The 15,232-nt window shown below is 68.0% G+C and carries 14 protein-coding genes; 9 read left to right on the forward strand and 5 right to left on the reverse strand.

Going from position 1 to position 15,232, the window contains the following annotated elements; translation table 11 throughout:
• The first annotated feature begins 431 nt into the window (after window positions 1–431).
• Window positions 432–761 carry a hypothetical protein gene (locus tag KHC24_RS07395; RefSeq protein WP_213361727.1) on the forward strand — a complete coding sequence of 110 codons (330 nt, stop codon included), beginning with the start codon at window positions 432–434 and terminating at the stop codon, window positions 759–761.
• Between the two features lie 144 nt (window positions 762–905).
• Here KHC24_RS07395 and KHC24_RS07400 read toward each other — a convergent pair whose 3' ends face one another.
• A complete protein-coding gene (locus KHC24_RS07400; RefSeq protein ID WP_213361729.1) occupies window positions 906–1,892 on the reverse strand; it encodes a LysR family transcriptional regulator in 987 nt (328 codons plus the stop codon).
• A gap of 137 nt (window positions 1,893–2,029) precedes the next feature.
• Between KHC24_RS07400 and KHC24_RS07405 the strand changes: the two genes are divergently transcribed.
• The 5 genes from KHC24_RS07405 (at window position 2,030) to KHC24_RS07425 (ending at window position 6,798) form a co-directional block, all read left to right on the forward strand.
• On the forward strand, window positions 2,030–3,025 hold the full coding sequence (locus KHC24_RS07405) for an ABC transporter permease (RefSeq protein ID WP_213361730.1): 996 nt from the start codon (window positions 2,030–2,032) through the stop codon (window positions 3,023–3,025).
• Between the two features lie 13 nt (window positions 3,026–3,038).
• The gene (locus tag KHC24_RS07410) at window positions 3,039–3,833 is read left to right on the forward strand and encodes an ABC transporter permease (RefSeq protein ID WP_213361732.1); all 795 of its coding nucleotides are present in this window, start codon (window positions 3,039–3,041) and stop codon (window positions 3,831–3,833) included.
• Between the two features lie 35 nt (window positions 3,834–3,868).
• Window positions 3,869–4,939 carry an extracellular solute-binding protein gene (locus KHC24_RS07415; RefSeq protein WP_213361733.1) on the forward strand — a complete coding sequence of 357 codons (1,071 nt, stop codon included), beginning with the start codon at window positions 3,869–3,871 and terminating at the stop codon, window positions 4,937–4,939.
• 63 nt (window positions 4,940–5,002) lie between these two features.
• Window positions 5,003–6,109, forward strand: coding sequence for an ABC transporter ATP-binding protein (locus KHC24_RS07420; RefSeq protein ID WP_213361735.1), 1,107 nt, complete (start codon window positions 5,003–5,005; stop codon window positions 6,107–6,109).
• Between the two features lie 11 nt (window positions 6,110–6,120).
• Window positions 6,121–6,798: an aspartate racemase/maleate isomerase family protein gene (locus tag KHC24_RS07425; protein ID WP_213361738.1), complete on the forward strand. Its 678-nt coding sequence runs from the start codon at window positions 6,121–6,123 to the stop codon at window positions 6,796–6,798.
• A gap of 63 nt (window positions 6,799–6,861) precedes the next feature.
• Here KHC24_RS07425 and KHC24_RS07430 read toward each other — a convergent pair whose 3' ends face one another.
• Window positions 6,862–8,082 carry an epoxide hydrolase family protein gene (locus KHC24_RS07430; RefSeq protein WP_373878564.1) on the reverse strand — a complete coding sequence of 407 codons (1,221 nt, stop codon included), beginning with the start codon at window positions 8,080–8,082 and terminating at the stop codon, window positions 6,862–6,864.
• 345 nt (window positions 8,083–8,427) lie between these two features.
• Window positions 8,428–9,096 (reverse strand): TetR/AcrR family transcriptional regulator, encoded by a 669-nt coding sequence (locus tag KHC24_RS07435; protein ID WP_213361739.1) that lies wholly within the window; start codon window positions 9,094–9,096, stop codon window positions 8,428–8,430.
• Between the two features lie 99 nt (window positions 9,097–9,195).
• Here KHC24_RS07435 and KHC24_RS07440 point away from each other — a divergent pair, with 99 nt between their 5' ends.
• Window positions 9,196–10,788 (forward strand): ABC-F family ATP-binding cassette domain-containing protein, encoded by a 1,593-nt coding sequence (locus KHC24_RS07440; RefSeq protein ID WP_213361741.1) that lies wholly within the window; start codon window positions 9,196–9,198, stop codon window positions 10,786–10,788.
• Here KHC24_RS07440 and KHC24_RS07445 read toward each other — a convergent pair.
• Window positions 10,748–11,599 (reverse strand): SDR family NAD(P)-dependent oxidoreductase, encoded by an 852-nt coding sequence (locus KHC24_RS07445; RefSeq protein WP_213361748.1) that lies wholly within the window; start codon window positions 11,597–11,599, stop codon window positions 10,748–10,750. The two genes, KHC24_RS07440 and KHC24_RS07445, sit on opposite strands and share 41 nt — an antisense overlap.
• Window positions 11,596–13,011 (reverse strand): aldehyde dehydrogenase family protein, encoded by a 1,416-nt coding sequence (locus KHC24_RS07450; RefSeq protein WP_213361749.1) that lies wholly within the window; start codon window positions 13,009–13,011, stop codon window positions 11,596–11,598. The genes KHC24_RS07445 and KHC24_RS07450 overlap by 4 nt, the downstream gene beginning before the upstream one ends.
• A 95-nt stretch (window positions 13,012–13,106) precedes the next feature.
• Here KHC24_RS07450 and KHC24_RS07455 point away from each other — a divergent pair, with 95 nt between their 5' ends.
• Window positions 13,107–14,036: a LysR family transcriptional regulator gene (locus tag KHC24_RS07455; protein ID WP_213361752.1), complete on the forward strand. Its 930-nt coding sequence runs from the start codon at window positions 13,107–13,109 to the stop codon at window positions 14,034–14,036.
• 212 nt (window positions 14,037–14,248) lie between these two features.
• Window positions 14,249–15,232 (forward strand): phosphogluconate dehydrogenase (NAD(+)-dependent, decarboxylating), encoded by a 984-nt coding sequence (gnd, locus tag KHC24_RS07460; RefSeq protein ID WP_213361754.1) that lies wholly within the window; start codon window positions 14,249–14,251, stop codon window positions 15,230–15,232.

Genomic DNA, 15,232 nt, shown 5'->3' on the forward strand with positions numbered 1-15,232 from the left:
TCGTTCATCTCGCTGGCGCCATGATCTGGCTCAAATGAATGTCGATCCGACCTAGACGATCGGCCGGCAGCGGACGAAAATGGCCGGCCGCCGCGATCCTCTCGGCAGCGAGCTGCCTGTGCAGGCATATTATGCTACCGCTACACTCGCTTCCGCCGCAGGCGGGCGCCGTGCTCGACTTCGGCCGCCATCCCGGATGAGTTCCGCCACGCCTCGCCACCGTCGGGACGGGAACCACGCCGCCCTCGCCTCCGATTTCCCGACTTCTCCCTGCGGAAGGCTTCCTTCGGCCGTGTTTCTGCCCGGCTGATGACGCGAAGCGGGACGACCCTGACTCCCGGGTCGGCGAAACCCTCGTCATCCTTCGCGCGTTAAGGCGGTGTTCGGCCGCCTCCGCGCGGAGCGGAGACGTCCCCTTGTGGGAGAGTAAAGTGGATAGACGTGGATTCCTCCTCGGCCTCGCCGGCGTCATTGGCGCCGGGGCTACGGCCGGTTTCGCGCTCGTCGCCTCGGCCGAGGCGACGCCCCTCGATCAGCTGAAGAACCTCGCCCCCTCCGACCCCGCAGCCGCCGCGACGCCGGATGGCACCGTCGTCGAGGAGGCGCAATATTGGGGGCCACCCCGTGGCGGATGGGGCCCGCCCGGCCCGCCGCGCGGCTACTGGCGCCGCCGTAACCGTCGCCGGCGGCGGCGTGTGTGCGGCTGGCGCCGCGATCGCTGGGGACGCCCGTTCCGCAGCTGCTGGTATACGTGGCGCTGAGTATCGGAGACCGGAAGGCGCCGCTGTTCGCAGCCGCGCCTTCCTACTGCCTCGGGCATGACACTCCGCGCCAATCCGTGCGGCACTCGCCATTGAGCCGAGGCCGATCACCTGCACGGGGGAATCACGTGTGGAAGATGCGCGCTATGTTGCCTCTTCCGACCCCTGCCGAATTTCCTCGTTAGCCGGCATCGCGGCCACTCCCGCCGCCCGGGCGTCCCGCAGCGATGCCCGGATCTCGTCGGTGAGCAGATCGGCAACGATGCGACCGAGACGCGAGAGCGGCTTTCTCGCATCGATCGCGACGGAAACGGTTTGCGGCTCGGCGCCCTTGTCCCGCACGGGAAGGAACCGCAGCGTTCCGGCGGCAAGCTCGGGTGCCGCGTCCAGCTCCGAGGTGAAGGCCACGTAGCGCCCCCCGCGCGCCAGCTGCTTCACCAGTTGCAGGGAATTGGTGACCAGCGCCTTTTGCGGGTCGGCGAACAGCCAGCCATAGCGGGCGTCGAGATAGCGGCGGATCATCAACGCCTTGCTTTGCAGCGCGATCGGGTAGGCAACCACCTCCTGGAGGCTCACCGTCTCGCCCTTCGCCAGCGGATGGGCCGGCGACACCACGCAGCCGAATGGCAACTCCGAACTCCAGTGCACATGCACGTCGCGGCGCGGCGTCAGGTTGAAGATCGCCGCGATATCGGCGCCACCGGCCAGCAGGGCCGAGAGCGCGTCATCCGGGCTGGCGATCTCGACCTCCAGCGAGATGCGCGGCTGTTCGACCGCCAGCCGCTCGATGAAGCGCGGCAGCAGGCCATTGGCATGGCTGTCCATCGCCACCAGCCGCACATGGCCCTGGTCCAGCCCCTGCAACTGCTTGATGTCGGCGGCCACCCGCCGCTCGTCCGCGCGCCAGCGCCGGGCGAGCGTGACCAGCGCATCGCCGGCGGCGGTCAGTCGCATGCCGCGCGGCACCCGCTCGAACAGCTCGACCTCGAGCTCCTGTTCCAGCAGCAGGATCTGCCGGTCGATGGCCGAGGCCGCGACGTTCAGCTCCTTCGCCGCCTTCTGGATCGAGCCGGAGCGCGCCACCTGATCGAGATAGCGCAGCGAGGCGGGAACCAGAAAGGCGCGGGCCATCGAACCATCCCAATTATTCGAATGAACTGTTGCTTAATCTACGCTGGACGGCAACGCATTTGTGGCGGAATCATCCTTGCAAGACAAGCCGCGACGTCCCGGCCCAACCATCCTCCAGTGTCGAACGGGAACCGCCGATGAGCCGCGTTGAGAGCATCGACGTGCCCACCCGCTCCCTGCCCGCCCACACCGTTTCCGGCGCCGATGTCGGGCAGGAGGTGCCGGGCGAGCCCTTGGCCGCGCGCCTCGCCGGGCGCGCCTGGGAGCTTCTCGCCGGCACCCGCTACACCGGCTATCTGCTGGTCGCCCCCACCGTGCTGTTCCTCGCCGTCTGGTTCGTGTGGCCCGTGCTCACCATGGTGCATCTCAGCCTGACGGCGCACGTGGTCGAGGGCGTGACGGTCGAGGGCTTCACGCTGGAGAACTATGTCCGGCTCTACGCCTCCGATCTCTATTTCCGCATCCTGATGCGCACGATACGCATCGCGCTGATGACCAGCCTGTTCGCGGCGGTGTTCGCCTATCCGCTGGCCATCGCCATCGCCCGTGGCGGCCCTTCGCTGGCCCGCCTCGTCACCATCACCATTCTGGCGCCGCTGCTGGTGAACGTGGTGGTGCGCTCCTATGGCTGGCAGGCCATCCTCAACAAGACCGGCGCGCTGGCCTGGCTGCTGAAGCTGGTCGGCGTCAGCAACCCGCCGGTGCTGCTCTACACCGAATGGGCGGTGCTGATCGCCTGCGTCCACGTCTACCTGCCGTTCATGGTGATGCCGATCGCCGGCGCCATCGGCCGCATCGACCGCTCGGTCGAGGAGGCGGCGCGGGTGGCGGGAGCCACGCGGCTTGCGGTGCTGACGCGGGTGATCCTGCCGCTCAGCCTGCCCGGCCTCGCGGTGGGCGTCTCGCTGGTGTTCTCGCTGAGCGCGGCGGCCTATGTCACGCCGCAGATCCTCGGCGGCAATTTCTCGCCGCTGCTGGGCACGCTGATCGAACAGCAGATCCTGACGCTCAACGACTGGCCGTTCGGCGCGGCGATCTCGACCCTGCTGATCGCCATGGTGCTCGCCTCCAACCTCATCTTCCTCAAGCTCGTCAGCCGGCGCTTCGCGCGCTGGACCGCCGGCGCACGCTGAAGGAGACCGCCCGATGAACGAGACCGTCAGTCCCCTGCTCAAGATCGTCGTCGGCGTCATCCTGCTCATGGTGGTGGCGCCGCTGGTCGTGCCGCTGCTGATGTCGGTGTCCGACACGCCCTACATCGTGTTCCCGCCGCAGGGCTTCACGCTGAAATGGTATGCCGAGGTGCTCGCCAATCCGGAAGCGCGCGGCAGCTTCCTGTTCTCGCTGGAGCTGGCGGCGATCGTCACCCTGGTGTCGCTGGCGTTCGGCGTGCCCTGCGCCGCGGGGCTCACCCGCTACAGGGTGCCGGGGCAGGATGCCGTTCTCGGCCTCATCCTGTCGCCGCTCATCGTGCCGCTCATCGTCACCGGCGTCGCGCTGCTGCAGCTCTTCGCCCTGCTCGGCTCGCGGGCGACGATGCTGCAGCTGGTGATCGGCCACACGGTGGTCTGCCTGCCCTATGTGATCCGCTCGGTGTCGGCGAGCCTGCTCCTGGTCAACCGCAACCTGGAGGATGCCGCCGCCGTGCTCGGCGCGCCGCCGCACCTTGTGGCGACGAAGGTGATCTGGCCGCAGGTGCGGCCCGGCATCCTCGCGGGCGGCATCTTCTGCTTCATCGTCTCCTTCGACGACTACCCGATCTCGATGTGGCTTGCCGACGGCAACCACTTCCCGGTGCCGCTCTATCTCTACACCGTCATCGAGCGCTCCTTCGATCCGTCGATCGCCGCCATCGCCTCGCTGATGATCGTCTTCGCCCTCCTTCTCGTGCTCGTCATCGAAAAAGTCTTCGGGCTCAGCCTGGCGCGGCTCGCGAGCTGACGGCGGCCCACACCAACCAGAACAGGGAACAGGTCATGACACAGATATCTCGCCGTAGCTTCGGCAAGCTCGTTCTCGGTGCCGGCGCGCTGGCCGCCCCGATGGGGTTCGTCCGCAATGGCTGGGCGCAGGGCAAGGAAATCCAGATCGGCATCTGGGGCGGCTCGCAGGGCGAGTTCGTCAAGAAGAACATCATCCCGGCCTTCGAGAAGGACTTCGGCTGCAAGGTCACGGCGGAAGAGGGCTTCACCCTCGCCAATGTCGGCAAGATGCGGGCGACCAAGGCCAATCCGAAATTCTCCGTCATGTTCATCGACGACGTGGCGATCCCGATCTGCAAGAGCGAGGGGCTGATCGAACAGCTGCCGGCAAGCGACATGCCCGCGCTCGCCAGCCTCTATCCGCGCTTCGGCTTCGATGGCTGGGGCACGGCGCTGGCGATCTCGGTGGCCAGCATGTTCCACAACACCTCGATCACCCCGCCCGACAGCTATGCCGAGCTCTGGAAGCCGGAATTTGCCGGCAAGCTCAAGCTGGTCAGCCCGAAGAACACGCCTTCGGTGTTCTTCCTCATCGTCGCGGCGTCGGTGAAGTCGGGCAAGCCGTTCGCGCAGGCGCAGTATCTGATCGACGACAGCTTCGACAAGGTCGCCGAGCTGAAGCCCAACATCATGAACCTGTTCGACAACGGCCCGCAGGCCGCCAACGAGGTCGCCCAGGGCCAGGCCGATATCGGGCTGCTGGAACTCTCCAAATACATCTACCCCTACACCGCCAAGAAGGCGCCGGTGACCATGAGCTTCCCGAAGGAGGGCAGCTTTGCCGGCAACAACTGCCAGGTGCTGGTGAAGGGCGGGCCGAACAGGGACCTCGCCGTCGCGTTCATGAACCGCATGCTGGAGCCTTCGGTTCAGAAGGCGTTCTCGGAATACGCCTTCACCGCGCCGCCGGTGTCGGGGATCGAGTTCTCGCCAGAAACGCTGAAATACATCGCCTATCCGGTCGAGGAGATGGACAAGCGCGGCCTGTTCACGCCCGACTGGGAATACATCAATGCCCGCCGCTCCGGCTGGACCGAGAAGATGAACGGCATCTTCGCGGTCTGATCGCCGCCGCCGAACCACCGCGGATGAACCACCACGGACACCGCGCCCCATCGGAGAAACGAGATGGCAACAGCAACATCAGCGGGTGGCGGCGAGGTCCGCCTCACCGGCATCTGCCGCAGCTACGGGACCACCCAGGTGGTGCGCGACGTCAACCTCAACGCCGCCGGCGGCGAGATCCTCGCTTTGCTCGGCCCCTCCGGCTGCGGCAAGACCACGACGCTGCGGATGATTGCCGGCCTCGTCCAGCCCTCGGCCGGCGAGATCACCATAGACGGCGCGCCGATCACCGGGCTTCCGGTGCATCGGCGCAATCTCGGCATGCTGTTCCAGAACTACGCGCTGTTCCCGCACCTCAGCGTGCTGGAGAACGTGGCGTTCGGCCTCGCCATGCGCGGCGCCTCCAAGACGGAAACCACGCGGCGCGCACGGGAGGCGCTGGCTCTCGTGCGGCTCGCCGGCTTCGAGGACCGCATGCCGGCGGCGCTGTCCGGTGGCCAGCAGCAGCGCGTCGCCATGGCCCGCGCCATCGTCTACCGCCCGCGCGTGCTGCTGCTCGACGAACCGTTCGGCGCCCTCGACAAGAAACTGCGCGAGGAGATGCAGATCGAGCTGCGCCAGCTCTGCAACGAGCTGGGCCTCACCACCATACTCGTCACCCACGATCAGGAGGAGGCGCTCATCCTCGCCGACCAGATCGCGGTGATGCGCGGCGGACGCATCGAGCAGGTGGACAATGCCCGCGCCATCTATGAGCGGCCGGTGTCGCATTTCGTCGCCGACTTCATCGGCAGCTCCAACTTCATCGCCGCCGGCATCGTCGAGAAGACCGGCGATCACACGCTGCTCAGATCGGCGGGCGGGCACCTTTTCGCGAGCACCGTTGCCAACGACTTCTCGGCGACGGATCGGGTGGCGGTGGCGATACGCCCCGAAAGCGTGCGGCTGTCGCCGGGTGAACAGCCCGCCGCGCCCAACACGCTGTCCGGCACCATCCGGCGCAGCCTGTTCAAGGGCCAGGTGCTGTCGGTATGGATGCAGAACGGCAGCAACGGCGAGTTTCAGGTATCGGTGCCGATCGAGGAGGCGGGGACGCTGAGCCCCCGGCCCGGCGAGATATGGACCGCGCGCTGGTCCGCCGAGCGCACGCTGGTGGTGCGCGAACAGTGAACCACCATCACATGCTCACGCCCCATGCGATCGGGATCATCCTGCCGTCGTCGAACCGCGTCGTCGAGCGTGTTACGCGGTCGATCCTCGACGAGTTGCCCGGCATCGACGCCTGCTTCACCCGCGTGCCCTATGCCGGCCACCCGCCGGACGGCTACGACATGGCGTCGTTCCGGCAGGCCGCGGCGATGCTGGCGCAGGCCCGTCCGGATGTGATCCTCTGGAACGCGACGCGCGGCGCGCTGATCGGCTTCGAGCCGGACCGGCGGCTTGCCTCGGCGCTTGAGGAGGAAACCGGCATCCCCTGCACCACGACGGCGCTCGCCACGGTCGACTATCTCACCCGTCGCGGCCTGCGCCGCATCGGGCTGGTGGCGCAGGGCGACGATCGCGACGGCCAGCGGCTGAAACAGACCTTCGGCCGCGAGGGTATCGAGATCGTCGTGGGGCACAATCTCGGCATCCAGGACAATTTCGAAGCAGCACGCGTGACCCCGGAGGAAATCGAAGATCACGCGCTGCGTCTCGCCGCGGCGGCCCGTCTCGACGCCATATTGGTGTGGAGCACCAACCTCGCCGGGCACCGGCTTGCGGGCCGGCTGCCCAGCGGCCTGCCGATCCCGGTATTGGACTCGGCGGCGGTGGGGATCTGGCAGGCGCTGCCTTATGTCACCACGGCGAATGCGTGACGGCGCCTGTCGTGTCGCCCGCGGGAAGACGCGACAGGCGTGGCCCCAAGCCGGGCCAGAGGTTCAGCGCAGCGGACGGAAGGCCGCCCGCACTTCCTCCACGAACAATTCCGGCTGCTCCCAGGCGGCGAAATGCCCGCCATTCTTCGCCTCGTTGAAATAGACGAGGTTGTGGTAGCAGCGCGCGGCCCAACTGCGCGGCGCCTTGTAGATCTCGCCGGGAAAGACCGTCACCGCCACCGGCAGCTCGGGAATATCGACGGCATTGAAGTTGTTCGAATGATCCTCCCAATAGATCCGTGCCGCCGAGGCGCCCGTGCCGGTGAGCCAATAGAGCGAGATGTCGTCCAGCATCTCGTCCTTGCTCAGCACCCGCTCGGGATCGCCGCCGCTATAGGTCCAGGTCTGGAACTTCTCATACATCCACGCCGCGAGGCCGACGGGCGAATCCACCAGCGAATAGCCGATGGTCTGCGGCCGCGTGACCATCATGCTCGCATAGCCGGAACTGTCGCGATAGAAAACGTCCAGCGCGGCAAAGGCTTCCCGCTCCGGCGGGGTGAGGTCGGCCGGCGGCGGCCCTCCCGCCGCCAGGATCGCGGCGATCTCCTTGGGAACGGTACCGGGCATGTTGACATGGATGCCGATCAGCCCCGGCACCTTCTGCAGCGCCATGCGATGCGAGATGACCGAGCCGCAGTCGCCGCCCTGCGAGACGAAGCGCCGGTAGCCCAGCCGCGCCATCAGCACGCCCCAGGCGCGGCCGATATGATCGGAGCCCCACCCGGTCGCGGTCGGCTTGCCGGAAAAGCCGAAGCCGGGAATCGACGGCACCACCAGATGGAAGGCATCCTCGGCGCTGCCGCCATGCCGTGTCGGATCGGTGAGCGGTTCCATGACCTTCATGAATTCGAGGATCGAGCCCGGCCAGCCATGGGTCATGATCATCGGCATCGCCCGCGCATGCGGCGAGCGGATATGGATGAACTGGATGTCGAGCCCGTCGATCTCGGTGACGAACATCGGCAGCGCGTTGAGGCGGGTCTCGATCTTGCGCCAGTCATAGGACGCTTGCCAGTATTCCGTCAGCGGCCGCAACTTGGCCAGTTGCACGCCCTGGGAGGCGTCGCGCACGGTTTCGATTTCCGGCCAGCGCGTGGCCGCGAGCCGGCGCTTCAGATCGGCAATGTCGGCTTCCGGTATGGCAACCTTGAAGGGCCGGATGCCGTCCGGCGTTGCTTGAGCGTCCTGCGCGCGCAGCGGGGCCGGCAGGGCTCCGAGCATCGCCAGCGCCGCCGCCGACTTCAGCAGGCCACGCCGGGTCGGGCTCAGCCCATGGGAGGACGTATGGCCGGAAGCCGTTTGGCTGGCGGAGGTGGGGCCGGAAGACATGGGGCCGGAAGACATGGGGCAACTCCATCGGTCGGGCGCAGGCGCTCTGCGGTTGCCGATGTCATGCCGGCTGGGGGCATCTGACCTGTGTCGGCAGAGGCCCCGAGATGTAGCCCTGCGTCTCCCTGCCGGCGGCAGACACACGCGGATACGATCCCGAACCCGGCTCGAACCGTGACGCCGGTGGCCATGGTCTACCGCGGGCGCGAAAGGCCGACGGCGCATTTTCGGTCCGCGTCACGATGAGCGGACACCTTCGGCCATCAGGGCGAGGAACACATGCCATCGCTGCTCGAACATCGCCTCCAACCCCTGACATTCCGCGTCCAGATCGTCGCGCAGACGGGCCCGGTTATTCACGCCCTCGAGCAGATCCACCAGAATTTCACTGACAAGCTGCGGGTCTCCGGCCCGCAGGAGGCCGGCGACGGTTGCCGATGTGATGGCCGCCACCAGCGGCTCCAGCGCCGCCTGCGACCAGGCGGCGAACTGGCGACGCAATGTGGCGGAGATCGCCGCCTCGGCACAGATCGAGAGATAGAAGGCGGCGTATTCGCGCGACGAGCCGATCTCGACATAGCGCCACGCGACATGCTGGAGCGCCGCGAGCGGCCCCGGCGCCGCCGCTTCCGTCGAGGCCGCCAGCAGCGCTTCCCTGAAGCGCTGAATGTCGCGCTCGATCACCGCCTCGAGCAGCGCGTCCTTGTTCGGGTAGCGGCGATAGATCGTGTGCTTGGAGACCCCGAGCTGAAGGGCGATCTCATCGAGCGAGGTATTGACGACGCCCTTCCGGCAGAACACCGCGCGAGCGCCATCGAGGACGTGCTCGCCGAGTGCGGCGGCCTGCTCCTTGCTCGGCCGGCCGCCCGACCTTCTCTCGCCCAGCCTTCTCGTGCCCTGCGTCATCGATCCCTCATCCCGGAAAACAGCACGGCATCGTTGCGTTTTCGGGTCGATGTCGATAAAAGCACGACTTCGTGCCGTTATCCAGGGAGACTGACAGCATTGGCGACGATCCGTCTGACCGATCTCTCCTATGCGACGCCCGACGGGCGGCCGCTGTTTTCCAGCCTCGATCTCGTGCTGGGAACCGAGCGCGTCGGCCTTGTCGGCCGCAACGGCGTCGGCAAGTCGACGCTGTTGCAGCTCATCGCCGGTGAACGCACCCCATTGGCCGGCCATGTCGGCGTGATCGGCACGGTGAGCTTCCTCAAGCAGGCGGCGCAGCTGGATCCACGGGAGACGATCGCCGATCTGTTCGGCGTCTCGACGGCGCTGGCGGCGTTGCGCCGCGCCACGGCCGGCATGGCGACGGCCGATGAGCTGATCGACATCGACTGGACGCTGGAAGAGCGGCTCGCCGCCGCCCTTGGCCGCGTCGGGCTGCAGATCGATGCCGACACCCCGCTGGCGCAGCTATCGGGAGGACAGGCAACGCGGGCGCGCCTTGCCGCCGCGATCTTTCCCGAGCCCGACTTCCTGCTGCTGGACGAGCCGACCAACAATCTCGATCGCAGCGGCCGCGAGGCGGTGATAGATCTCGTCGCCGGCTGGCGGTCCGGCGCGGTCCTCGTCAGCCATGACCGCGAGCTGCTCGAACATGTCGATGCCGTCGTCGAGCTGACCTCGCTCGGCGCAACGCGCTATGGCGGCGGCTGGAGCGCGTATCGGGCGCGCAAGGCCACCGAGCTCGCGGCAGCGCAGCACGATCTCGCCCATGCCGAGCGCCAGCTGGCCGAAGCCGGCCGGAAGGCGCAGCTCGCCGCCGAGCGCAAGGATCGTCGCGACGCCGCAGGTGCCCGCAAAGGCGCGCGCGGCGACCTTCCGCGGATCCTGGCGGGCGGGCGCAAGAGCAACGCCGAGGCCAGCCGCGGCAGCGGCGTGCGCCTCGCCGACCGCCAGCGGGCGCAGGCGCTGGAGGCGACGGCGGAGGCGCAGGCCCGGGTGGAAGTCCTGCAGAAACTGGCGATCACCCTGCCGCCTACCGGGCTGCCGGCAAGCCGGCAGGTGGTGCGGCTGGAAAACGTGACGGCGGGTTACCTCGCCGCGGCTCCGGTGATCCGCGATCTGTGCTTTGCGATGACCGGGCCGGAGCGCGTCGGTCTCGTGGGGCCGAACGGCGCCGGCAAGTCCACGCTGCTGAAGCTGATCTCCGGCGCTCTCGCACCGTGCGCCGGCCGCGTCTTCGTCGTGCCCGACCGCGCCATGCTGGACCAGCGCGTCGACCTTCTCGATCCGGCGGCGACGATCTTCGACAATTTCAAGCGATTGAACCCCGGCGCCGGCGAAAACGCCTGCCGCTCGGCGCTCGCCAGCTTCCAGTTCCGTGCCCGGGCGGCGCTCCAGCTCGCCGGCACCCTGAGCGGCGGGCAGTCGCTGCGCGCCGGGCTCGCCTGCGTGCTCGGGGGCGCCCGGCCGCCGTCGCTGCTCCTATTGGACGAGCCGACCAACCATCTCGACATCGATTCCATCGAAGCCATCGAAGCCGGGCTCCTCGCCTATGACGGCGCGCTGCTCGTCGTCAGCCATGACGGACACTTCCTGAACAATATCGGCATCACCCGGCGGCTGAACCTCGCGGCGGCGCCCCACACCTAGCCGCCGTCGAGGATCGGACGGAACGCCGGACGCCCCCTTTCAGGCGCCCGGCGAGTCTATACCACGGCACGCTACCGGCATCGTTGAAGAAGCCGCCGCTAGGACCGTCATCCGGCAAGGTCGCCAGCGTCAGCACGATGGCGGCGCCCTGTTCCACCGTGCGGGTGCCGGCATAGTCGTTCAACCCGGTCGCGATATGCCCGGGGGTGGCGGCGTTGATCTTGATGTGGGCATAGCCAGCCTGCCGCCGGAAGGCATTGGCATACTGGACGGTGAGCATCGTCACCGCCGCCTTGGACGACGCATAGGCGACGATGGTGTCGGACCGGCCGAACATCGTCGCGGGATCGCTGGACAAGGCCAGCGAGGCGCTGGTGCTGGCGAGGGTGACGACGCGCGGATGCCGCGCCGACCGAAGCAGCGGAAGCATCGCCTCGATGGTTCGCACCACGCCGAAGACGTTGGTGTCATAGGTCGCCATCATGTTCGCCGCCGTCGTCTCCAGCGCCGGCATCCGATGGAGCACACCGGCATTGGCCACCAGCACATCGAGCCGGCCATGGCGCGCCCCGAGCGTCTCCGCAGCGAGGGCGAGGGTTTCCGCATTGGTCACGTCGACGCGTAACGGAACAATGTCGGGCGACTCGGCGGCCAGTTCCTCGGCCGCCGCCGCGCCGCGCGCCATGTCCCGGCTGCCGAGATAGACCGTCATGCCGCAGCGGCCGAGCTGGCGGACCACCTCCTTTCCGAGGCCCTGATTGGCGCCGGTCACCAGCGCGACCGGCTTGTCTTCTAAGGGGGCCATCGTCATGCCAGCACCGCGCGGGACTCGAGAAACGCCTCGAGGCCGAAGACGCCGAACTCCCGGCCGATCCCCGATTGCTTGAAGCCGCCGAACGGCGCCTGCGGCTCGTGCGGCGCCGCGTTGATCACGACGCGGCCGGCCTCGATCCGCTCCGCCACCGCCTTGGCGCGGCCGATGTCGGTGGCGAACACATAGGCGCTGAGGCCGTAATCGGTGTCGTTGGCGATTTCGATCGCGTGCGCCTCGTCGCGATAGCCGATGAGGCCGAGCACCGGCCCGAAAATCTCCTCGCGGGCGATCCGCATGTCGTTTCGCACATCGGCGAAGATCGTCGGCCGCACGAACCAGCCGCGCTCCAGCCCCTCCGGCCGTCCCTCGCCGCCGGCCAGCAGGCGGGCGCCCTCTTGCTGGCCGAGGCGGATATAGGACTGCACGCGCTCCCATTGCCTGCGGCTTACCATCGGGCCGATCCGCACCGCCGGGTCGGCTCCGTCGCCCGCCTTGAACGCGGCGAGCGCGGCCACCAGCCGGGCCTCGATCTCTTCCAGCCGGCTCTGCGGCGCGAGGATGCGCGTGCCGGCGATGCAGGCCTGGCCGCTATTGATGAAGCCCATCGCCAGAACCTGAGGGATGACGCGATCGAGATCGGCATCGTCGAGGATGATGTTCGGGCTCTTGCCGCCGAGCTCGAGCGTCACCCGCTTCAGGGTCGCGGCGGCGGCGCGCAGGATGGCGCGGCCGGTCGCCGTGGATCCGGTGAAGGTGATCTTGGCAACGTCGCGATGCGTGCTCAGCGCCGCCCCGACGACGTCTCCATAGCCGTTCACGATGTTGAGCACGCCGGGAGGCAGGCCGGCCTCATGCAGGCATTCGGCGATGATCTGCGTCTGCAGCGCGCTCATTTCCGACGGCTTGATCACGATCGGCGCGCCGGCGGCGACGGCGGTGGCGAGCTTGGCGCAGATGAAGCCGTAATTGCTGTTCCACGGGGTGATGGCGGCAACGACGCCGGAGGGCAGCATCTCGACATCGGCAGTGCCGATGCGGCGACGAAAGGCATAGCCCTCCAGCGTGCGTGCCATGTCGAGAAACACCGACCCGGCGCGCTTCGACGAATAATCGACGAAGGCCGCCGGCGCGCCATACTCCTCCCGCATCACCGCCGCCAGATCGTCGCCGCGCGCCGATACCGCCGCGTTGAGCCGCTCCAGCATCGCCATCCGCTCGGCCTTGGAGGTACGCGCGAAGACCGGAAGCGCGTTTTTGGCGGCGGCGACCGCCCGGTCGACATCCCCCGCATTGCCGAGATGCACCGTGCCGATCTGCTCCTCGGTGGCCGGATTGAAGAGCGGCGCCTGCTCCTCGCCCTGCGGCGGGACGAACTGGCCGCCGATATAGATCCTGTCGATGATGCGCATGACGAACTCCTGTCGTGTCGGGAAAGGAGCTGGTGCGGCACAATTGATCTTATAAGATGTACGCTGAGGTACAGCTTGATGAACTATATCGCGCAATGAAGGCGAGCCTGGCGGAACTGGAAGCGGTGGCCGCCGTGGCCCGCCATGGCGGGTTCCGGGCCGCCGCCCGCGAGCTCGGCATGTCCTCCTCGGCGCTCAGCCATGCCATCGCGGCACTGGAGGAGCGTCTCGCGGTGCGGCTGTTCAACCGGACCACCCGCAGCGTCTCGCTCACCGCCGCTGGGGAACAGCTGGTGGCCGATGTGAGCCCCGCCCTCGCGACCATCGGCCATGCCCTGGAACAGGCAGGCGCGCAATCCAGCCTCCCCACCGGCACGCTTCGGCTCAACATGTCGCCGGGTGCCGCCCGCATCCTGCTGGCGCCGGTGCTTCTGGAATATTCGCGCCGCTATCCGACTATCGGGCTGGAGATCGTCGCCGAGAACGCACTGGTCGACATCACCGGCCGCGGCTTCGATGCCGGCGTGCGGCTCGCGGAGGCGGTGCCGCCCGACATGGTCGCGGTGCCGATCGTCCCGATGCTGCGCTCGCGCGTGGTGGGTTCTGCCGGCTACTTCGCGACGCGGCCGCCGCCGCGAGTGCCGGCCGATCTGCTGCAGCATCGCTGCATCCGCTTTCGCATGCCCGGCGGCCGGCTCTACCGCTGGGAGTTCGAGCGGCACGGCGAAAGCCTGCTGATCGACGCACCCGGCAGCCTGACGCTCGATGCCACCGACCTGATGGTGGAAGCCGCCGTCGAAGGGGCCGGCCTTGCCTATCTCGGCGAACTGTCGGTTGCCCCGCACATTGCGGCCGGGCGCCTCGTCCCGGTGCTGGAGGATTGGAGCCCGCCCTATCCCGGCCTCAGCCTGTATTTCCCGCACCGTCGCCTCATGCCGGCACGGCTGCGGGCGCTGATCGACCTCATCCGGGAAAAAGCGGGCGCCGGTACGGGCGCCGAGAAGGCTGCCCGGCATGACCCGTGACGACATTCCGGGCGCCACGCGAGGCGTGAGGCGGTTTCGGCGCGATCCCGGCTTCTGCCTCGACGCCGAAGCGACTACCAATGCGGTAATCGAGCTGTGGCTTTTCCGCGCTAAAGGCAGAGGCCGCGGCGATCCTTAAGGGATCGACAGGACGTTTCAGGTTCGAATGGCGCCGTCGAAGGCACGCCGTTCGACGATAGCAGGAGGGGAATATGCAGCTCGGTGTCGTCGGCCTCGGCCGGATGGGTGGAAACATCGCGCGGCGCCTCGCCCGTGCGGGACATTCCTGCGTCGTGTGGGACCGCAGCACCTCGGCGGTGGGCGAACTCGCCGGCGAGGGCATGGCGGGCGCCGCCGATCTCGCCGACCTCGTGTCGAAGCTGGCAGCGCCGCGCGCGGTATGGGTGATGCTGCCGGCCGGCGCGCCGACCGAGGAGACGGTGAACGCGCTCGCCGGCCTGATGTCGCCCGGCGACATCATCATCGACGGCGGCAACACCTTCTACAAGGACGACATCCGGCGCGCCGAGACGCTGGAGCCCCAGGGCATCCACTATGTCGACGTCGGCACGTCCGGCGGCGTCTGGGGCCTGGAGCGCGGCTACTGCATGATGATCGGCGGCACCAAGGAAGCCGTGGACCACCTCGACCCTATCCTCGCCGCGCTGGCGCCCGGCAAGGGCAACATCCCGCTGACGCCCGGCCGCGAGGGCCGCGATCCGCGCGCCGAGCAGGGCTATATCCATGCCGGGCCGGCCGGGGCCGGTCACTTCGTCAAGATGATCCACAACGGCATCGAGTACGGCCTGATGCAGGCCTATGCCGAGGGCTTCGAGATCCTGAAGAACAAGGATTCCACCGCGCTGCCGGCGAATGAGCGCTACACGCTGAACATGCCGGATATCGCCGAGGTGTGGCGCCGTGGCAGCGTGGTGTCGTCCTGGCTGCTCGACCTGACCTCGATCGCGCTCGCCAAGGACGAGCAGCTCTCCGCCTTCCCCGGCGAGGTCGCCGATTCCGGCGAGGGCCGCTGGACGGTGATGGCAGCGGTGGAGGAGGCGGTCTCGGCCGAGGTGCTCACCGCCGCGCTCTACACCCGCTTCCGCTCGCGCCAGGACCATACCTTCGGCGAGAAGATGCTCTCGGCCATGCGCTTCCAGTTCGGCGGCCATACCGAATTCAAGATGGACAAGTGA

The sequence above is a fragment of the Ancylobacter defluvii genome (assembly GCF_018390605.1).
GTDB classification, from domain to species: domain Bacteria; phylum Pseudomonadota; class Alphaproteobacteria; order Rhizobiales; family Xanthobacteraceae; genus Ancylobacter; species Ancylobacter defluvii.